Origin of the sequence: Sorangium sp. So ce385 (genome assembly GCF_051474135.1) — a bacterium.
Classification (GTDB): domain Bacteria; phylum Myxococcota_A; class Polyangia; order Polyangiales; family Polyangiaceae; genus Sorangium; species Sorangium cellulosum_D.
Genome location: NZ_CP150337.1, coordinates 11,745,001 through 11,765,259 on the forward strand (window position 1 = coordinate 11,745,001; position 20,259 = coordinate 11,765,259).

Annotated in this window: 15 protein-coding genes; 8 read left to right on the top strand and 7 right to left on the bottom strand. The window is 73.7% G+C overall.

The window, feature by feature from the left end; all coding sequences use genetic code 11:
- Nucleotides 1-454 precede the first annotated feature (454 nt).
- Nucleotides 455-1,000, bottom strand: a complete 546-nt coding sequence (locus WME83_RS42985) for a DUF4920 domain-containing protein (protein ID WP_437315500.1) — start codon at nt 998-1,000, stop codon at nt 455-457.
- Between the two features lie 190 nt (nt 1,001-1,190).
- Here WME83_RS42985 and WME83_RS42990 point away from each other — a divergent pair, with 190 nt between their 5' ends.
- Entirely contained in the window at nt 1,191-2,021 is an 831-nt protein-coding gene (locus WME83_RS42990; RefSeq protein ID WP_437315501.1) for a hypothetical protein, read from the top strand.
- Between the two features lie 8 nt (nt 2,022-2,029).
- On the top strand, nt 2,030-2,620 hold the full coding sequence (locus WME83_RS42995; protein ID WP_437315502.1) for a hypothetical protein: 591 nt from the start codon (nt 2,030-2,032) through the stop codon (nt 2,618-2,620).
- 14 nt (nt 2,621-2,634) lie between these two features.
- Here WME83_RS42995 and nadA read toward each other — a convergent pair whose 3' ends face one another.
- Nucleotides 2,635-3,594, bottom strand: coding sequence for a quinolinate synthase NadA (gene nadA, locus WME83_RS43000; RefSeq protein WP_437315503.1), 960 nt, complete (start codon nt 3,592-3,594; stop codon nt 2,635-2,637).
- A 193-nt stretch (nt 3,595-3,787) separates the two neighbouring features.
- Here nadA and WME83_RS43005 point away from each other — a divergent pair, with 193 nt between their 5' ends.
- The 4 genes from WME83_RS43005 to WME83_RS43020 all read left to right on the top strand — a co-directional run bounded on the left by WME83_RS43005 (nt 3,788) and on the right by WME83_RS43020 (nt 9,616).
- Nucleotides 3,788-4,126, top strand: a complete 339-nt coding sequence (locus WME83_RS43005) for a DUF3634 family protein (RefSeq protein ID WP_020740483.1) — start codon at nt 3,788-3,790, stop codon at nt 4,124-4,126.
- Nucleotides 4,127-4,168: 42 nt separating this feature from the next.
- Nucleotides 4,169-5,560: an ABC1 kinase family protein gene (locus tag WME83_RS43010; protein ID WP_437315504.1), complete on the top strand. Its 1,392-nt coding sequence runs from the start codon at nt 4,169-4,171 to the stop codon at nt 5,558-5,560.
- A gap of 118 nt (nt 5,561-5,678) precedes the next feature.
- A complete protein-coding gene (locus tag WME83_RS43015; protein ID WP_437315505.1) occupies nt 5,679-7,721 on the top strand; it encodes a protein kinase domain-containing protein in 2,043 nt (680 codons plus the stop codon).
- Nucleotides 7,722-7,738: 17 nt separating this feature from the next.
- A complete protein-coding gene (locus WME83_RS43020; protein ID WP_437315506.1) occupies nt 7,739-9,616 on the top strand; it encodes a hypothetical protein in 1,878 nt (625 codons plus the stop codon).
- Nucleotides 9,617-9,694: 78 nt separating this feature from the next.
- Here the strand turns inward: WME83_RS43020 and WME83_RS43025 are convergent, their stop codons facing one another.
- Nucleotides 9,695-11,632, bottom strand: coding sequence for a ribonuclease R family protein (locus WME83_RS43025; protein WP_437315507.1), 1,938 nt, complete (start codon nt 11,630-11,632; stop codon nt 9,695-9,697).
- A gap of 336 nt (nt 11,633-11,968) precedes the next feature.
- On the opposite strand from WME83_RS43025, the gene WME83_RS43030 reads away from it, so the two are divergent.
- Nucleotides 11,969-12,460 (top strand): FHA domain-containing protein, encoded by a 492-nt coding sequence (locus WME83_RS43030; protein ID WP_437315508.1) that lies wholly within the window; start codon nt 11,969-11,971, stop codon nt 12,458-12,460.
- A gap of 19 nt (nt 12,461-12,479) precedes the next feature.
- Here WME83_RS43030 and WME83_RS43035 read toward each other — a convergent pair whose 3' ends face one another.
- Entirely contained in the window at nt 12,480-14,423 is a 1,944-nt protein-coding gene (locus WME83_RS43035; protein WP_437315509.1) for a PEGA domain-containing protein, read from the bottom strand.
- On the bottom strand, nt 14,417-17,185 hold the full coding sequence (locus WME83_RS43040; protein ID WP_437315510.1) for a serine/threonine-protein kinase: 2,769 nt from the start codon (nt 17,183-17,185) through the stop codon (nt 14,417-14,419). Before WME83_RS43040 ends, WME83_RS43035 begins: the two co-directional genes overlap by 7 nt.
- A 432-nt stretch (nt 17,186-17,617) precedes the next feature.
- Between WME83_RS43040 and WME83_RS43045 the strand changes: the two genes are divergently transcribed.
- On the top strand, nt 17,618-19,015 hold the full coding sequence (locus WME83_RS43045) for a cytochrome-c peroxidase (protein ID WP_437315511.1): 1,398 nt from the start codon (nt 17,618-17,620) through the stop codon (nt 19,013-19,015).
- A gap of 51 nt (nt 19,016-19,066) precedes the next feature.
- Here WME83_RS43045 and WME83_RS43050 read toward each other — a convergent pair whose 3' ends face one another.
- Nucleotides 19,067-19,393, bottom strand: coding sequence for a hypothetical protein (locus tag WME83_RS43050; RefSeq protein ID WP_437315512.1), 327 nt, complete (start codon nt 19,391-19,393; stop codon nt 19,067-19,069).
- A 118-nt stretch (nt 19,394-19,511) separates the two neighbouring features.
- On the bottom strand, nt 19,512-20,021 hold the full coding sequence (locus WME83_RS43055) for a hypothetical protein (protein WP_437315513.1): 510 nt from the start codon (nt 20,019-20,021) through the stop codon (nt 19,512-19,514).
- Nucleotides 20,022-20,259 lie beyond the last annotated feature (238 nt).

The window sequence follows — 20,259 nt, forward strand, 5'->3', positions numbered from 1 at the left end:
CGGCTTCCGTCCGGAGAACGGGGCGGTATATGCTACCACTTCCGTCCTTCGTCAACCCGTCATCGAAGTTTCTTTGAAGCGTCGCTTCGCTGAAACTCCCCGCCTGGCAGAGATCGCCGGTAACGGGGTGACGGACGGCCCCGGTCGCTCAGCCCGCATGACGAGCCGCTCTCCCGGAGCTTTCCCGTCGGGCCGCCGCCGAAGCAGCGCGTCCCGAACAGGGCGCGCTTTCTACGTCCCCTCGCCGAGATGCGCAAGCACTTTTTTCGAGAGGGCGACCGGCTTCGTTGGCAGGGCTCTTCGAAGGCCTCGTCCGGCGGCGGTTTCGGCGCGCTTTCGACGAGCTGGGCGGCGCGCTTTCGACGAGCTGGGCGACGCGTTGGGCGCGCGCACCGCGCGCAGGGATCGTCGCGGCGGCCGGAGCGCCGCGACGAGCAGCCGCGCCCGCCCGCCGTCAGTCCAGGAACTGCACGCCGGTCGCCTCGAGCTCGATCTTCGCGACCCGTCCCGTCTGCTTCTCCGCCTCGCCCCGGCAGTTGTCCTTGGCGCCGCACGCGGCGCCCTCCTCGGCCTCGCCGGTGACCATCGTGCCCTGGACGACCGCCCGGTGGCCGGAGGCGTCCTTCGGAACGAAGAAGCTGTGCCCCGCCATCTTGATGTGCGCGCTGCCGGACTCGTCGGCGATCTCCATCCAGCAGCCCATCGATTTGCACACGGCGGAGACGACGCCCTCGGTCCGCACCGTCTTGCCGCTGAACTTGGCCGGATCCTCGAGCAGCGCCGGCAGGGGCGTGGTCGAGGTCTCCGTGATGGGCGCGCCGAACTGCTTCTTCTGGAGCGGCGAGATCCCCGACGCCGACGCCTGCATCGGCGAGGCGCCCTCGGCGGCAGGCGCGGGCGCAGCCGCGGGAGCCGGCTCGCTGTCGGGCTTGCGCTCGGCGGAACAGCCGAGCTGCGCGAGGACCAGGACTGACAGGGAGACGAGGAGCTTTGCACGCATGAACGCGAGTTTGCCCGACCCGGCGGGCCCCTGCCACCCGCCCGAGGGCGAGCGCCGCCGGGGGCGCCGGCGCGCGGCGGCCCCGCGGGAGCGGGCCGCGGGGCGCGCGGCTCCGCGGCATCGAGCCGCGGGGCGCGCGGCTCCGCAGCTCGGGGACCGGCCGCCGCCAAAGCCTGCTACAAGGGCGGGCATGCGAACCGCTCGCGCCCTCGTGCAACGAGGCATGGCGGCGGGCGCGGTCGCGCTCGCCTGCGCCGCGACCGCGCGCGCCGAGGAGCCGGAGACCGCCGGGCCCGCCCAGGACGCCGGCGCCGAGGAGCCCGCGAAGCCGCCGCGGCCGCCGCTGCCGCCCGCGCCCCCGCCGCCGCGCCTGCCGTGGGGCCGGCACGTCGAGATCGGGGCGGACGCGGCCCTCGTCAGCTGGCTCGGGACGCGCGACGACGCCGGCCGCCTGTCGCGCGTCCGCCTGGAGCCCGCGATCGGGCTCGGGATCCACGCGCGCTGGGAGATCGTCGAGCACCTGCGCTTCTCCGCCTTCGTCGTGCTCGCCCGGCACGAGCTCGCCATGCAGCAAGGCGCGCTCGGGCAGCCCGGCGCGATCACGGCAGAGCCGCGCGAGGACGGCGCGCCCGCGGCGAGCGCCCTCGCGCTCGGCGCGCGCCTCGCGCCGACGCTGCCGCTCGGCGAGCGCGCCCGCTCGTGGATCTCGGTCGGCGTCGGCTACGACAGGTTCGACTTCGATCGCATGCGGGTCTCCGATCCCGGGGGCGAGTTCACGATCCGCGAGCGCGGCGGCTCCTACGTCGCCATCCCGCTGGGGCTCGGGGTGTCGTTCGACCTCATCCGCAACTGGCTCACGATCGAGCTGGAGAGCTCGGGGGCCTTCCTCCTCGGCCGGGGCGGCGACGCCACGCGCGAGGCCCAGGCCATCGACGGCCTGGGGCGGCGGCGCACCATCGGCGGGCTGCCGCAGGCGCGGGGCTCGTTCATCCATACCCTCGGCCTCTCCCTGGTGCTGTGATCGCCGCGGTGAGCGAGCGCGCGAGGCGCCTCCTGCTCACCGCCGCGCTCTCCCTCGCGGCGTGCGGCGATCCGGCCCCGGGGCGCCCGCCGGCGCCGCCGCGAGCGCCCGCGGCGCCGGCGGCGCGCTCGCCTGCGCCGGCGCCGCGCTCGCAGCGCGACGGCGTCGGGACGGCGCGCGCCGCGAGCGCGGAAGGCCAGAGCGACGACCCGGCGGCGGCCAGGGCGGGCGACGACGCCGCGCAGCCCCGGGAGCAGGCGTTCCCGACCACGTGCGCGGTCGACGCGGACTGCGGCTACGACCCCGCGAGCGAGCGCTGCGGCGCCGATCCCCGGCTGAACCGGCAGCCGCCCGTCACGGACCAGGGGATCGTCTGCTACTGCGACGCCGGCGCGTGCGCGCTGCTCCGCGTGCTGCCCGTGCCGTGCGAGGGGGACCACGACTGCGCCGTGGCCCACGAGCCGCGCCCGCACCCGGTCCGCGCGACGCGGGAGCGGCCCCACGAGAAGGGGCGCCCCTGCCGCGATCTCACGATGTCGACGGCGTGCGAGCGGACCAACATCTGCACCCTGCACCGCCACGCGTGCCCGAGGCGGTGAGGCGCGCGGCGGGCTCAGCTGAGGGCCAGCATGCGATCGATCGGGATGCGCGCGCGCTCGCGCAGCTCGGGCGCCATCTCGAGGCGCGGGGCGAGGTCGCGCAGCGCGAGATAGACCTTCTCGAGCGTATTGAGCCGCATGAAGGGGCACTCGTTGCAGGCGCAGTTGCCCTCGGGCGGCCCCTCGATGAACTCCTTCTGCGGCGACGCCTTGCGCATCTGGTGCACGATGCCGCTCTCGGTCGCGACGATGTACTTCGCCGCATCGTCCGCGACCGTGTACTTGAGCAGCGCGGTCGTCGATCCGATGTAGTCGGCCATCCGGAGGATCGGCTCCTCGCACTCCGGGTGCGCGATGAGCTTCGCGTCCGGGTGGCGCTCGCGCAGCGCGATGATCTTGCGCAGGCTGAACGTCTCGTGCACGACGCAGCTGCCCTGCCACAGGCGCATCGGGCGGCCCGTCCGCTCGATGAGCCAGCGCCCGAGGTTCTTGTCGGGCGCGAAGAGGATCTCCTGCCCCTCGGGGATCGCGCGGACGATCTTCTCGGCGTTCGACGACGTGCAGATGTAGTCGCTCTCCGCCTTCACCTCGGCGGAGCAGTTGATGTACGAGATCGCGACCGCGCCGGGGTACCGGGCGCGCCAGGCGCGGAAGCGGTCGACGGGGCAGCCGTCGGCGAGCGAGCAGCCGGCCTGCAGGTCGGGCACCACGACGATGCGCTCGGGGTTCAGGATCTTCGCCGTCTCGGCCATGAAGTGCACGCCGGCGAACAGGATGACGTCCGCGGTGGTCTTCTTCGCCTGCTGGGCGAGCTGGAGCGAGTCGCCGAGGAAATCTGCGAGGTCCTGGATCTCGCCGTCCTGGTAGTAGTGGGCCAGGAGGACGGCGTTCCTCTCCCGCTTCAGGCGGCTGATCTCGTCGTGGAGATCCAGGCGCGGGTCGATGGAGGCAGGCTGGGGCGCGGCGCTCGTCATGGGGTCCTAAGGTAGGCACCGCGCGCCGCCCTGACCAGGGCCCCCGGCCCGGACCGCGCCCGCAGGCGCGCTCGCGGGCGCGCGGGCGCCGAGAGCCCACCGCGGCCAGCGTTGACAACGGCCGGCGCGGGCTCACGATCCGGACGCCGCGGGTGAGCCTGGGGGGAGGCGCTCTCGTCGTGGGCGGCCCGCCATGTCCTTCCTGATCCCCCTCGCCCTGCTCGCCGTCGTCGTGCCGCTCGCCGTGGCCCTCCTCCGCGCGAACGAGCTATTTTACGTGCGCGTCGAGGGGCGCAACGTCCGGCTGCTCCGGGGCCGGCTGCCCCAGCGCCTGCTCGACGACATCACGGACGTCCTCCGCGCGGCGCCGGTCGGACGGGGCGCGGTGCGGGTCGTGGTCGAGGACCGGAAGGCCCGGGTCCACGTGGAGGGGGACATCTCCCCGGAGCAGGCTCAGCAGCTGAGGAACACCGTGTCCCTGTGGCCGGTTCCGAAGATCCGCGCGGCCCCGAGGCGCCGCGTCGGCGCATGACCGCTCCGCGCCGACCAACGCTACCCTAACGAGTCAGTCCGCATGGCCGACGACAAGCCCAGAGACAAACCGCCGACCTCCAAGCTCGGGCGCCTCGCGCGCCTCGCCGGCCTCGCGCCCCGCACCCTCCCGTTCGCCATCGAGGGCGCGAAGCGCGCCCTCGGCGGGCCGCGGACCGAAGAGGAAGAGGCCGAGGCGCGGCGGAAGATGACCCAGGAGGTGAAGAAGACCGCCGAGGCGATGCTGAAGACGCTCGGCGAGATGAAGGGCCTGCCGCTCAAGTTCGGGCAGATGGCGAGCTACATCGACGGGCTCGCGCCGCCGGGGTACGAGGAGAAGTTCCAGGCCACGCTGAAGAAGCTGCTCGACAAGGCGCCGCCCCTGTCGCCCGAGGCCGCGGAGCAGATGGTCATCCAGGAGCTCGGCACGCCGCCCCACGAGGTGTTCGCGGCCTGGGAGCGCGAGCCGTTCGCCGCGGCGAGCATCGGGCAGGTGCACCGGGCGACGACGAAGGCGGGGGAGCGGGTCGCCGTCAAGGTGCAGTACCCGGGCATGGACAGGGCCATCGAGAACGACCTGAAGAGCGTCTCGATGCTCGAGGCGATGATGGCGCCCATCGCCAAGAAGCTGCACGCCCGGCAGACCGTCGACGAGCTCCGCAAGGTCTTCCTGTCCGAGCTCGACTACGCGCGCGAGGCCGAGATGGCGGACCTGTTCCGCCGCATGAACGCCGGGGACGAGGACGTCTACATCCCCCGGATCCACCACAGCCTCACCACGCGGCGGATCATCACGCTCGAGTTCGTCGACGGCATGAGCTACGCCGAGTTCTGCGAGCGCGGCAGCCAGGAGGCGAAGAACCGCGCGGGCCTCTCCATCTGGCGCTTCACCTTCCGCTCGATGCTGCGGTACGGCTGGCTCTACGCCGATCCGCACCCCGGCAACTACCGCTTCTACGAGGACGGCCGGGTCGCGATCCTCGATTTCGGCTGCGTGAAGCAGCTCCCGCCCGACCTCGTGGCGGGCATGAAGCGCTACATGCGCGCCGCGATGGACGCGGACTGGAAGGAGTTCGACCGCGCCTGCGTGGAGGTGCTCGGCTACGATCCGAACGACGAGAGCTGGGATCTCTACCGGAGCTACACGATGGAGCTCATGGTCCCGCTGTGCACGCACGGGACCTGGAAGTGCTCCCCGGAGAAGGCGCGCGAGACCGTGGCCTACCTGACCCGCGGCATCCGGGGGCTCACCTTCAAGGAAGGAGAGAAGATGCCCACCATCCCCCACGTGCCGAAGATGCCGCAGGACTTCACGTTCGTGAATCGGCTGCAGTGGGGGCTCGCGTCCGTGCTGGCGGGGCTCCGGACCGAGGCGGCGTTCCGGCCGACCATCGATCCCTGGGTGCGCGACGGGGTGTACCCGATCCCCGATTGAGCCAGGGCCGGTGGCAGGCTCGTCGGCGCCGGGAAGGCACGGGAAGTGAACCGATGTCGCCCCCGCCGCGGCTCTCACCTTGACCTCGATCCCGCGCGCTGTGACATTCGATCGGGGCATGGACGACGAGCGGGCGGCCTGCGAGAGGCGCGTAGGGACGACCCTGCGGGGCAAATGGACGATCGATCGCCTCCTCGGGATCGGCGGGATGGCCGCCGTCTACGCCGCGACCCACAAGATCGGGCGGCGCGAGGCGATCAAGATCCTCCACCCCGAGGTGGCGCGCTCGAAGGACCTGCGCGCCCGGTTCGAGCGGGAGGCGCAGGCGGTCAATCGCTTTCGGCACCCCGGCGTGGTCGAGATCCGCGACATCGACATGACCGAGGACGGCGCGCCGTTCCTCGTCATGGAGCTCCTCGATGGCGAGTCGCTCGCCGACAGGCTCCAGCGGCTCGGCCACGTCGAGACGGGCGAGATGCTGCGCCTCATGGACGAGCTGCTCGACGTGCTCGGGGCGGCGCACGAGCAGGGGATCATCCACCGCGACATCAAGCTCGACAACCTCTTCGTCGAGCGGACCGGGCGCCTCAAGGTGCTCGATTTCGGCATCGCCCGCATGCGCGACGGCGTGAAGACGGCGATGCGGACCCGGACGGGCGCGACGCTCGGGACCGTGTCGTACATGGCCCCGGAGCAGGTGCGCGGCATCTCGGTCGACCACCGGGCGGACCTCTTCGCCGCGGGCGCGACGATGTTCCGGCTGATCGCGAAGCGGCGCATCCACGAGGCGCGCACGGAGTCCGAGCTGCTCGTGAAGATGGCGACCATGGCGGCGCCGCCGCTCGCGAGCGTCGCGCCGGAGGCGCCGCCGGGGCTGTGCGCGCTCGTGGACAGGGCGCTCGCGTTCGATCGCGACCGGCGCTACCCGGACGCCCGCACGATGCAGGCGGACATGCGGGCGCTCCTGCGCGGAGAGCCGCCGCCGTTCGCGTCGGCGCGGCTCGCGGCGGGGGACTCGCCGTCGGCGGGCGCGCCGCAGCCCTCGCCGATGCTCGCGGCGCCCGCCGCCATGGAGGCGCCGGCCGAGCCGCCGCCGCGGCCGGCGGCCCCCTCGGGCGCGAGGTGGAACGAGATGGGGTCGGCGCCCGCGATCGGGCCGGATCCCGGCCCCGGCGGAGCGACGACCTCGTGGGAGGCCGCCACGGTGGCGGCGCCCGGGGCCCAGGGCGCGAGCGCCATGGATGCCGCCCAGGCGCGCGGCGTCCATCCGAGCCTCGCGCAGATCGGCCCCGGCGCTCCGAACGGGCCGCCGTCGGCCCTGCACAACACCGGAGCAGGCCACGCCGGAATGCACGGCGCGCCGGCGTCGCTCCACGGCGCCAGCGCGCCCCACAGCGCGCCCGCCGCGCTCCACAGCACCGGCGCCTCCTACGGCGCCCCCGCCGCGCTCCACAGCACCGGCGCCTCCTACGGCGCCCCCGCCTCGCTCCACAACACCGGCGCCTCCTACGGCGCCCCCGCCTCGCTCCACAACACCGGCGCCTCCTACGGCGCCCCCGCCTCGCTCCACAACACCGGCGCTTCCTACGGCGCCCCCGCCGCGCCGCACGCCCCGAGCGCCCCGCACGGCGCGCCCGCGTCGCTCCACAACACCGGCGCCTCCTACGGCGCCCCCGCCGCGTCGCACGCCGCCAGCATGCCCCACAGCGCGCCGGCCTCGCTGCACAGCACCGGCGCGTCCTACGGCGCGCCCGCGTCGCAGCACGCCCCGAGCGCCCCCTACGGCGAGCAGCCGGCCGCCGGATGGGCGCCGCGCCGCGCTCCGCCGACGCAGCCGCCGAAGCTCGTGATCCTGCTCGCGATCGGCGGCGTGGCGCTGGTGATCGCGAGCGTGGTCGCGGTGTGGATGGCGCTCCGCGACGAGCCCAAGGGCGACGCGGTCCAGCAGCACGACCTGCTCCCCGCGCAGAGCGCGAGCGTCAAGCCCACCCAGCTCTCCCCCTCCGAGATCGCCGACGAGCCGCCGCGCGCCCTCGAGGCGCCGGAGGAGACGATGCGCCCGGACCCGCCCGGCGCCTCACCGAGCGCGCCGCCGCCCGTCAGCACGATCGTCATCGACTTGAAGAAGAAGCGCCAGACGAAAAAGCCACATCAGGACTGACGTCAACATCGCCGAACATGGAGCTCCATCCCCTGCTGGTCACGAGGACAACCCTGCGCGCTCGATCGATGCTCGTCGGGTCTGCGCTCGTGCTCATGCTCCCTGGCGCGTGCTCGGACCCGGTGCCCTTCAACCCGAGGCCCGACGCCGGCGGCGGCGGCGGCGGCAGCGGCGGTGGCACCGGAGGCGCGCCGCTCTGCAGCGCCGGTGAGGAGCAGGCTTGCTATCCCGGCCCTGCAGACACCGAGGGCGTCGGCGTGTGCGCGGCCGGCGTGCGGAGGTGCCTGCCGGACGGCCAGGGCTTCGGCGACTGCGAGGGCGCCGTGGTCCCGAAGCTCGAGGACTGCAGCACCACCCTGGACGACGACTGCGACGGCGAGACGAACGAGGCCGACGCGGGGTGCGTGTGCACCCCGGGCCAGATCGAGACCTGCTACAGCGGCTCGGACGACACGAAGGGCGTCGGGCTCTGCGCGCCGGGGCTCCAGATGTGCGACATCACGGGGACGTCGTGGCGGCCGTGCGTCGGCGAGGTCACCCCGGCGACCGAGACGTGCGCGGACGACACCGACGAGGACTGCGACGGCTTCGCCTGCAGCGCGCCGCTCTGGTCGGCCCTCTACGGCGACCCGAACATCCAGAGCGCGACCGGCGTCGGCGTCGACGCGGACGGGAACATCTATATCGGCGGCACCTTCTCGGGGACGATCAAGTTCGGCGACGATACGCTGGTGAGCATCGGCACCGCCGACGTGTACGTCGCGAGCTTCGACGCGACCGGAGCCCACCGCTGGAGCGCGAGGTTCGGCGGCAGCGGCGCCGAGACGCTCAACGGGCTCGCGGTGACGCCCGACGGCAAGCTCGTCATCGGCGGGACGTTCTACGGGTCGTTCACGTTCGGCGGCGCGACGCTGAGCAGCGTCAACGCGCTCGACAGCTTCGTGGCCACGCTGGACAGAGACGGCACCCCCGGCTGGGCGCGCCAGATCGGGGACAGCGCGGATCAGACGCTGCGCTCCATCGCGGTGGACACGGCCGGCAACGTCGTGATCGCCGGCTACTTCAGCGGATCGCTGCTCTGCTCGGCGCCGCCCCTCCCGGTCTGCGCCAGCAGCGAGGGCGGCACCGACATCTTCGTGCGGAAGTACGATCCGCTCGGCGCCGTCCTGTGGACCAGGATCTACGGGGACACCTCGAACCAGTTCGCCACCAGCGTGGCCGTCGACGCCGAGGGCAGCGTGTTCCTCACCGGCCGGTACAACGGCACGCTGATCGTCGGGAGCCGGCAGGTGCGCAACACCGGGCTCGGGCCGAACCTGTTCGTCCTCAAGCTCGACAGCAGCGGAAACGGCGTCTGGCTCTCGGACTACGGGGACACGGCCTCGCAGGCGGGCTCCGGGATCGCCGTCACCCCGTCCGGCGCGGTGGTCGTGACGGGGACGTACCTGGGCGAGCTCGACTTCGGCCCCGAGCTGAGCCTCCACGCCAACGACGCACAGACGGCGTTCGTGGTGTCGCTCGCCCCCGACGGCACGCCCACGTGGGCGCGGTCGTTCGCCGGCGACGGCTCGCAGGAGAGCATGGCGATCGCCGCGGACGCAGCCGGCAACGTGGTGGTCACCGGCGCGGCGCAGGGCGTGATCGCCCTCGGCGACGAGCCGCTCCGGAGCGGCGGTGGCTTCGACGCCTTCGTCGCGAAGCTCGACCCGCAGGGCAAGACGCTCTGGGGGAAGGTGCTCGGCGCCGCCGGCAACCAGAAGTCGAACGCGGCGGCCATCTCGCCCGTGAACCGCGCCATCGTGCTCTGCGGCACGGCCGAAGGGCGGATCGACTTCGGCCTCGGTGAGCACGCGGCGAACGGCACCGACGCGTTCGTCGTGAGCCTGTCGCCGTAGCCGCCGGGGGCCGCGGCCGCGAGCGGCGGCGGCGCGCGCGCCGTGAGCCGCGGCCGCGGGCGCGCGCCGCGGCCCGGGTCACGCGGCGCCGCGGGCGCCCGCGGGGACCAGGTCGACGCGGCCGAGCTCCTCGTTCGTCGACGCGATGGCGGCGCGGATCGGCTCGCCGACGCCGTAGCGGCGGCTCGCGCCGACGAGCGCCTGGGCGGCGGCGTCGAGCCGGTACGGGCCGTCCGGCAGCGCCTCCACCGCGATCGTGCCCGTCGCGCCGGACTCGACCATCTGGACGACGAGGCCGAACGGCTTGATGGACACGATGTTGCCCTCGATCTCCTCGCCGATCCGGGAGGCGAACAGGCGCGCCACGAGCATGCGGTGCCGCTCCGTCTCGGCCTTGCCGGCGCTGCGCGCCCGCGCGTTCAGGTGGTGGGCGAGCGACGCCAGCGCCTCGGCGTCCACGCGCTGATCGCGGCGGCCCTGGAGGTAGCCCTTGATGACGCGGTGCACGGCGAGGTCGGCATAGCGGCGGATCGGGGACGTGAAGTGCAGGTACAGCGGGGCGCCGAGGCCGAAATGCAGGCCCCCGGCGGCCGTGTAGCGGGCCGGGCCGAGCGCCTTGCCGAGCACGGTGCGGATGGCGGGCGCGAGCTCCGAGCCGCGGTACTGCGCCTCGAACGCCGCGAGGCCGAGGGGGCTCAGGCGCGGGCCGAACCCGGCCTCGACGCCGAAGTTGTGGGCGAAGTGCTCGAGCGCTCGGACGCGCTCCTCGGTGGGCTCGTCGTGGACGCGGAAGACGCACGGGAGCCCGCGCGCCACGAGCCAGCTGGCCACGGCCTCGTTCGCCGCCACCATCAGCCGCTCGACGAGGCGGTGCGCGCCCGTGTCCGAGCGCGGCGAGACGCCGGTCGGCTCGCGCGTCTCGGCGTCCAGCGTCACGTAGGCCTCATCGCGGTCGAGCTCGACGCCGCCGCGCGCGGCGCGGACCGTCGACAGCCGCGCGGCCGCGGTGCGGAGCCAGCGCACGACCGGCCACGCCGCCTCGGGGATGCCGGTGGATCGGCCCGTCGTGAGGAACTCCTCGACGGCGTCGTACGAGAGGCGGGCGTGCGAGCGGATCACGCTCTCGTGGAGATCGATCGCGGTGACGCCGCCCTCGGGATCGACGCGCAGCTCGGCCGTGATCGCGAGCCGATCGACCCCCGGGAGCAGGCTCGCCGCCTCGCTGGAGATCGACTCGGGGAGCATCGGGATGACGCGCCCGGCGAGGTAGACGCTCGTGCCGCGGGCGCGGGCCTCGAGATCGAGCGGCGAGCCCTCCTGGACGAACGCGTCCACGTCGGCGATCGACACGAACACGCGGAGCGCGCCGTCGGGCCCGGCCGGCAGCACCGCGAGCGCGTCGTCGATGTCGGTGGTGACGGGCGCGTCGATGGTGACCGTGGTGAGCTCGCGCAGGTCGCGGCGGCCGCGCGCGAGCTCGCGCTCGATCGACACCGCCGCCGCCGCCGCGCGCGACGCCTCGACGACCTCGCCCGGGAACACGGCGCGCACGCCGTTGCGGGCGAGGCAGCGCTCGATGCCGAGATCGGCGCCCGGGGCGACGACCCGCGCCGGGACGACCGCCGCGCCCTCGATGACGGCGACCACCGCGGTGCCCTCGGCGAGGTCGTCGGCGGCGCCCGGCTTGAACGGCCAGTCCGTGTTGGAGACGAGGCGATCGACCCGGAGGTGCGGCCGCTTCGCGTGCGACACGACCGTCCCGAAGAGCTCGGCGCGATCGCGATGGACGAGGGCGAGCTGCGACGCGCTGTAGCGGCCCGGCTCCGCCTCGACGATGACCGCGTCCACGACGTCGCCGTCGAGGAACGGGTTCAGGTCGGGCGGCGTGATGAAGGCGGTCGCCGGGACCAAGGGCGGCCTGCCCGGCGCCCCTCCTTTCTCCGGAGAGGCCTCGATGTTCAGGAACCCGAAGCCGCGCGGGTTGACCGAGATGCGTCCACGAACCAGTGCGTGCATGGGCGCGGAAGGTACGCCAGGTCGCGGCGTTTTCGAGCGCGGTCTGCCCGGCGGGCCGCCGCATCGGTGCCGAGGCGCGACCGCGCCGCGAGAAACAGGGGTGGTGCGCCCCCAGGGCACCACGTGCGCTTACATCGGAACACCGATTCTGGCTCGAGGCGCCGCGCGGTGGAGACGCGATGTGCGCCAGCGCAATGGTGGCCGCGAGACCGCGCTGCAGAGATGTGGGCGTGTCGCTGCGGCAAAGTACGCTCACCCACGTTCCGCTCCTCGGGATCGGCTTATACTCGGCGCATCGTGGAAGAATCAGGGGACATCATCGAGCTAGCGCGTCTGATGCCTCGGGACCGCTTCGTCCGCAGGGTGACGAACCTGCTCCTCGTGGTGTCCGAGGCTGGTGTGGACAACCAGCAATTTGCCTTCCGGACGGTCGCCGCCTCGCCCGCGGCGCACCGCAAGCCGCCGCCTCCGCCCGGTCCGACCAGCGAGGTGTTCGAGGTCGTCAAGGCGAAGGGCAATCCGTATCCCGATCAGATCTCGGTGGGCCGCACGCGCAATTGCGATGTGGTGCTGCGCCACCCGTCGGTCTCGAAGCTGCACGCGCACTTCCGGCAGAACGCGCAGGGGCAGCTCGTGCTCATCGACAACGGCTCACAGAACGGGACCCGCGTGAACGGCAAGCTGCTCTCCGAGAACGAGCCGGCGGAGGTCGCGGTCGGCGATGTGATCCAGTTCGGCCGGCTCACGGCCTCGCTGCTCGACGCGGCGCGCCTCTTCGACGTCGTGCGGGAGCAGGCGCGCCACGAGAGGGACCAGGCGAGCCGCTGAGCGCCGTGGCCGGCGGCGCTCAGAACCGGTATCCCACGGCCACGTTCGGAAGGAACATCGTGAACGTGCCGTGGGCCAGCTCCTCGAACACGACCTTCTTGCCCGGCGCGCAGTCGACCGTCGGGTCCGCCTCGTCGCACTCGGCGCCGACGACGTAGGTATTGCCCGTCTCGAGCGGCGGACCGTCGACGAGGAAGAAGGCGACGCCGAGGCCGGCGCTGGCGGTGATTCGCCCGAGCTTCAGCCGCAGCCTGAGCTCCGGCATCGCGAACGGGGCGGCGGCGCGGACGCCGTTGCCCGCGTTCTGCACGGCCACGGCGACGGTCCGCCGCGCGTCGGACGCCGCGCCGGTCACCGCGTCGCGCATCTCGGCCAGCACCACGCCGAGCCCGAGCGCGCCGCCGACGTCGAACCAGGACGACAGCCCGTAATGATAGCTGCCGCCGACCATCACGGTCACGCCGGCGAGGTCGATGTCGTCCTGGAACGTGTACCGGATGGGGAGCCGCTCCGCGCCCCCGCCCGGCGCGAGGAACGTCGCGTCGAGGGAGCGCTCGAGCGCCGTGTGGAGGCTCAGGTACCCGGCCGTGAGCTCGATGGCGGCGCCGATCGGGAATTCGTAGCTGCCGCGCAGGCCGGCGAGGAAGCCGGAGGGGCGCGAGACGTTGGAGCAGCGGAAGCTGCCGCAGCTCCGCTCGGCGTCGCTCTCGAGCGACGAGGCGAAGGCGTAGCCGGAGGCCGCCTCCAGCCGGAAGACACCGACCCTCCGCCCCCAGCGCGGGTGGGCCTCGTCGATGGCGAGCGGCAGGACGATATCGCCCGTCGTCGTCCGATCGATCGCCGTGCGGAGCGTGCGCGCGAAATAGCCCGGCTCGTGCGCCTCGAAGGTGTGGCGCCCGAGCGGCAGCGCCCCCCGCCACTGCCCCTTGCCGACCGGGACGCCGTTGATGGTCAGATCCGCGCTGAGCGGCTGGGCGACGACGCGGACCTCCTCGCCGAGCGGGCCCGCCTCGACCGTGGCGACCGCGAGCTGCCCCGCGACGACGTTCGCCTCGCGCGGCGCGGAGCCGAGGTTGCCCTTGCGCACCGAATAGAAATGCGGGCCGGGCGCGAGCGAGCCCTCCCACGGCAGCTGACCGAGGAGCGTGCCGTCGATGAATAGATCCGCGCCGACGAGCCGCTCGTCCTCGATCTTCAGCCGCCCCGTGTTGGCGAGCGGCTCGAGCTTCGCGTCCACCGAGGTGGTCTCGGCGACCCGGACGGTCAGGATCGTCTCGAACGTGCGCCAGCCGTCCTTGACGACGCGGAGCGTGTGGCCCCCGGGGAGCAGCCGGATCGGGCCGGAGACGGGGAGGCGGCCGCGCGGCCTGCCGTCGATGAGCACCAGGCCGTCGACGTTCGACGAGACGAGGACGCTGCCGATCCGCGCCCTCAGCGCGGCGATCGTGGACGCGACGCTCTTGCGCTCCGGCTCGCCGAGCTCGGCGCGAAAATCGGTGAGCAGCGCCTCGTAGAGCTCGAGCGCCTCGTCGTAACGCCCGAGCTGATCGAGGCAGAACGCGGCGTTGAGGGTGTTGGGCACCGACGCGACGAGCCGGCGCGACCGGAGGTAGAGCTCGAGCGCGCGCTGGCAATCGCCGATCTTGCGCAGCTCGTTGCCCTCCTGAAAGAGCGCCTTGGCCCGGGCGAGCGCGTCGTCGGCCGACACGGGGGGCGCGGGCGCCGCGGTGGGCGCCGGCGGCGCCGCGGTGGGCGCGGGCGCCGCGGTGGGCGCGGGCGCCGTGGTAGGCGCAGCGGACGGCGAGGGCGCGGGCGCTGCGGACGGCGAGGGAGCCGCGGCAGGCGGCGTCCGCTCGGGCTGCGCGAGGGCCGGCGGCGCAGCCGCCGCGAGCGCCGCGGCGAGCGCGGACGCCGAGACGGAGCGCCGCGCGGCGCGAGGGGCGCGCGGCGTCCGGATCACCACCGGTCGACCGGCATCACCGCGGTCGGGGCCGGCGGGGCCGCGGGCGCCCCCGTGGAGGACGTGGACGCATCGGCCGGCGCGGAGGCGCCGCGCGGCGCGCGGCGCGGCCGGTCGCGGCGCGGGGCCGGCGCGGACGCCGCGGCCGCGGCAGAGGCCGGCGCGAGCGGCTGGAGCTCGATGCGATCGGGCAGGAGCCGGCCGTCGCTCAGCATGAACACCGTCTCCTTCGTGGTCGCGCCGCCGTGGCTCACCTCGACCTCGAACGTGTCGCCCGCCTGGCCGGTCAGGTCGAGCCGGCCATCGCTCACCGGGCGCTCCGCGCCGTCGACCCGCACCGTCGCCTCCTTCGGGAGCGTCACGACCGCGGTGAAGGACGCGGGCGTCGGCGCGGGCGCGGGCGTCGGCGCAGGCGCGGCGGGCGGTGTGGGCTCGCGCTGCGCCGCCGGCGGCGCGCGCACCTCGCCGCCGGTCGAGGCGCGCAGGGCGAGGCCACCGCCGACCGCGGCGAGGGCCACCGCCGTGATCGCCGCCCCGACGAAGCGCCGCCGCGCGGCGCCCGCGGGCGCCTGCGACGCCGTGAACGAGCTGCCGCCGATCGAGCGTTCCTCCCCCTCGGCGGAGCGGGCGAGCCTCGACTCGCTGCGCAGCGCGGACATCGGGGTGGCGCCGGCGCGCCGCTCCGCGTCGATGCCGCGCAGCTGATCCAGCGTGACGACCTCGGTGCCCTCCGCGTGCGGCTCGAGCGCGGCGATCAGCTGCTCCATGCTCTGCCAGCGCTCCCCGGCATCGCGCTTCAGGCCGCGGTGCACGACGGCGGCGAGGGCGGGATCGAGCCACGGCGCGGCCGCGGCGAGCGGCGGCACGCGCTCGGTGCAGATCGACAGCAGCAGCTCGGCGAGCGAGGCGTTCGGATCCCAGGGGCAGCTCCCGCAGAGCGCCTGGTAGAGCGAGACGGAGAGGCTCCAGACGTCGGAGCGGCGATCGACGTCCTTCGCCATCTTCGCCTGCTCGGGCGACATGTAGATCGGCGACCCGAGCACGCCGCCGGCGCGCGTGAGCTCGTGCGAGACGCCGTCGCCGGTGCGCTTGGCGATGCCGAAATCGCAGACCTTGACCACGAGCCGGCGGTCGCTCGAGGACGGCGGGCGGATCGAGCCGGACGGGCGGCGCGTCGACGGCGGCGGCCGGATCGAGCCGGAGAGGCGCTGGCCGGAGGGCGGCGGCCTGACCGAGCTCGAGCCGCGGCGGGTCGACGGCGGCGGCGCCGCCGCGAGGGCGCCGCGCTGGGTGGACGGCGGCGGCGCGATCGAGCTCGACGCCCGGCTCATCGCGCCCTCGAACGGCGCGTGCAGGAAGAGGTTCGCCGGCTTGATGTCGCGGTGCACGATCCCCTCGGCGTGCGCCGCCGCGAGCCCGCGCGCCGCCTGGATGAAGACGCGCACGACCGGCGCCGGCTCGAGCGGCCCGCGCATCCGGAGGAGCTTGGCGAGATCGACGCCGTGCAAGAGCTCCATGATGATGAACGGGGTGGCGAGCGTGAGATCCGTCCCGAGCTCGAACGTCTTGACCACGTGCGGGCTCTGGATCGCGGTCACCGCGCGCGCCTCGCGGATGAAGCGGCGCACGGCGTGGTCGTCCTGCCCGACGGCGCTCTTGAAGATGACCTTGGCCGCGACCCGCCGCCCCTCCGGCGACTCCGCCTCGTAGACGGCGCCCATGCCGCCGCGCCCGATCAGGCGGCGCACCGCGTACCGGCCGCCGAGCTCGCGGCCGACGAGCGGATCGGTCTCGGCGCCGGCGCGCTCGGCGATCGCCTCGCGCAGCTCGGGATCGAGCGGCCTCAGCAGGTCGATCGTGATCCGCTCCTCGCCGCCGGAGGCGGCGCGCAGCGCCTCGGCGAACGCCTCGATCGACGGGTAGCGCCGGTCCACGTCGCTGTGCAGCGCCAGCGAGAGCGCGGTCGCGAGGCGCGCCTCGATCCACGGGGCGCGGTCCTGGATCGACGGCAGCTGCGCGAGGGGCGACGGCGCGTCCGCCGCGGTGTCCGCCGGGCCGAAGTCGGCGGTGTCCGCCGTGACGTCGAGCTCGGCCCACGGCGAGACGCCGCAGAGCATCTCGTAGAGCGTCGCCGCCAGGCCGAACACGTCGCCCCGGACGTCCGCGGCGCGATCCCGCGGCCCCGACTCGTCGCGCTGAGGGCCGGTGCTCCTCGCCTTGCCCGGGTCGGAGGCGGCCGTGTCGTAGCCCTTCGAGAGCCCGAAGCCGAAGACGCGGACCAGGATCTCGCCGCTCGGGAGGTGCTCCAGGAAGAGGCGCGGCGGCCGGACGTCGCGGTAAACGAGGCCCGCGGCGTGGACCGCCGAGAGCCCCGCGGCGGCCTGGAGCGCGATCCGCACGGCGACCTCGGGCGCGAGCGGCCCCGTCTCGGCGAGGAGGGCGGCGACGTCGGTGCCGTCGAGCAGCGGCATCACGAGGTAGGCGAGATCTCGCTCGAGGTCGTGGCCGGCGTCGACGATCGGGACGACGTGGGCGTTGTCGAGCTTCGACGTGACGCTCGCCTCGCGGCTGAGCCGCGACAGCGTGTCCTCGGTGACGACCTCGGGCCGCAGGACCTTCAGCGCGACGCGGCGGCCGGAGGGGCTCCGGGCCTCGAACACGACGCCGAACCCCTGCGCGGAGAGGACGCGGACGACCCGATATCCCCCGGTGAGCGCGCCCCCCACGAGCGCCGTCGGATCCGCCAGAGTTGCTGTCCGGCCCATCACCTCAAGCATACGACGTCCCATCGCGACCCACAAAGCGTGAGTATCGGGCGACCTCGGAGGCGCGCTGCGCGGGGGCGCCGCACCGACGCGGAGCGCCGGTCACGCACCTACAACGACGCCACGTCGCCATGCGGCCCAGGCGGCCACGACGCGCCGCGAGCGGCCACGACGCGCCGCGAGCGGCCGCGCCGCGCCGCAGCGTCGCCGCCGAATGTAGGCGCGGCTACCGCAGATAACGCGATAACCGGACTCCGGAGACGCAGTAAGTCTATTGAATCATGGACGATTGTCCTTGCCGGTCGCCGACTCGCAACATTAGATTTCTCAGCATCCGATTCACCGCCGCTCGGCCAGGATCTGGGCAGGACTGGTTGATCTCACGGACGCGCACCGACGCGCGCCTCCCCCGCCGGGGGAGCTGGAGGCACCATGACCCTGCGATCTCTCGGGCCGGCGCTCGCCGCCCTGGCGGCATGTCTCGTTGTCACGCTCCTCCTCGCGCGCCCGGCGCTCGCCAAGGGCTCTCGCGTCGATGAGCAGCTCGAGGCGACGCTCGCCCGACACGGCTTCACCGGAGAGATCGAGTCCACGCTGGAGTCGCGCCTCGGGCGGAAGCTCGACCGGAAGCTGGCGAAGCTCGGGCGCGAGCTGTTCTTCGACAGCATCCTCGGCCTGAACGACGACAACTCGTGCTCAGGGTGCCACTCGCCCACCGCGGGCTTCGCCGACACACAGTCGATCGCCATCGGCATCGAGAACAACGGCGTCGTCGGGCCGCGCCGCGCGGGGCCGCGCAACCAGCGCCGCTCGCCCACCGTCATCAACACGGCCTTCTACCCCACCCTGATGTGGAACTCGCGGTTCTTCGCCGTGTCCGGGGACCCCTTCGACAACAGCGAGGGGTTCTCGTTCACCTCGCCGGAGGGCATGTCGCTCTCGTCCCTGCCCCACCTGCTCAACGCGCAGGCGTTCATCCCGCCGACCGAGATCACCGAGATGACCGGGTACGAGGCGCCGGCGTCGCACGATGTCGTGCGCGAGGAGGTCGCCGCGCGCGTGAACGACGTCGAGGCGTACCGCCGCCGGTTCGGCAAGCGGTTCGACGCGGTGAAGCGCGGGAAGCCCATCACCTACGAGATGATCGCCGCCGCCATCGCCGAGTTCGAGGTGTCGCTCACGTTCGCCGACGCGCCCATCGACCGGTTCGCCCGCGGCCGGCGGAGCGCGATGACGCTGGAGCAGAAGCGCGGCGCGCTGCTCTTCTTCGGCGAGGCGGGGTGCGTCCGCTGCCACGCGGTGTCGGGGCCGTCGAACGAGATGTTCAGCGACTTCCAGCAGCACGCCATCGGCGTCCCGCAGATCGCGCCGACCGACGATCCGGCGCTCTCGAACGTGGTCTTCGACGGCCCGAACGCCGATGAGGACTTCGGGCTGGAGCAGGTCACGGGCGACCCGGCCGACCGGTACAAGTTCAGGACCCCGCCGCTCCGCAACGTCGCCCTCCAGCCCACGTTCTTCCACAACGGGTCGTTCACGTCGCTGGAGGGCGCCATCCGCCACCACCTCGACGTCTACACGTCGGCCACGGAGTACACGAACGCTCACCTCGACCGGGACCTGCGGGGCGAGATGGGCCCGCTCGCGCCGGTGCTCGCCGCCGTCGACCCCCTGCTGGAGGCGCCGATCGAGCTGTCGGAGCAGGAGATCCGCTGGCTCACCGCCTTCGTCGGAGAGGCGCTGCTCGACCCGCGCGCGACGCCGAAGCAGCTCGGGAAGCTCATCCCGGACGAGGTCCCGAGCGGGCGCCCGGTCCACCTCTTCCAGTAGCCGCGGTCGCCCGCGCTCCGCCGGGCGCGCAGCTCGCGCCGTCGCCGGCGGCTAGCTGCGCTGGAGGCAGCTGTTCAGCGACTCCAGTTGGATGCTGCACTCCTCCTCGTACTTCGCCGGATCGCAGTTGTCCTCGGCGTGGTTCCGGCACTCGAGGTAGGACTCCCACGCGTCCTCGCAGCCAGCCTCCTCGGCCTCCTCCGTCTCGGCGCCGCAGGCGTCCAGGCAGCTGTCCTCGGTCACGGGATCGCCCGGGCACTCCACCGCTCGCTCGCAGAGCTCGGGACAGCCCTCCTCGCCGTGGCCGCTGCTGCAGGCGGCGAGGGCGAGCGCGGCGAGGGCGAGCGCCGCGAGCGCCATGCGTGTCATCACCTTCATCGGGCCATCGTACCATGAGCGCGGCGCCGCGCGCGCCGGCGCGGGCCCCGGAGGGAGGAGCCCCGCCGCCGGAGCCGCGCCGCGGGGCGCCGGCGCGCCGTCGCCGGAGGGGGCCGGCTCAGGGCAGGAGCCGGGAGATGAAGCTCCACTTCGTCGAGCGGCCGGACTTCATCGCGAGGACCGTGGTCACGCCGATGACCCCCGCCGTGAGGGCGATGTTGAGCGGCCCCATGACGTTGAGCAGCTGCTGCAGGCCCGCCGCCTTCGGGGGCGTGCGCGGCGACGGCGTGTCGCCGTCCCGGATCGGCACGGCGCGGCCGGGCGCCTGCTCGCTCATCTCACGTCCGCTCACCATGTTGACGAGGCTCGTCGCGAGCGTCGCGCCGAGCAGGACGTCCTTCAGGCGCACCAGATTACGGGTCTCCTCGTCGATCGATCGCCCCGAGATCATCGTCCGCCCGATAAACCAGGTGGCCGCGGCGGTGCCCAGCGAGATCGCGTTGACGAGGTTGTATCGTTGCCATGCGTCGGCGAGCACCTTGCCGCGCTCGGCCTCGGAATGGATATCCTTGACCGCCTGGTGCAGCGCCAGCCGGCCGAAGAGAGGGCCGCCGAACCCCGCGGCCAAACCGAGCTCATGCAGTACCCATGCAGACGTCGAGAGTGTTGCCATATCGTTCCACCTCGTCGCGACTCACCAAGCAAGATTGTGCCCAGCGCCGCACCGCGCTCCGTGATCCAGGCCGACGCAGGCGCGCCGACCCAGCAGCACGCGCGCCCGCGCGAGAGGACAAGGCGCGCGCACCAGGCGAGCGCGCCGGGTCGGCCGTGCTCCTCACGGCGAGCGGCCGACCCGGCGCGCGCCG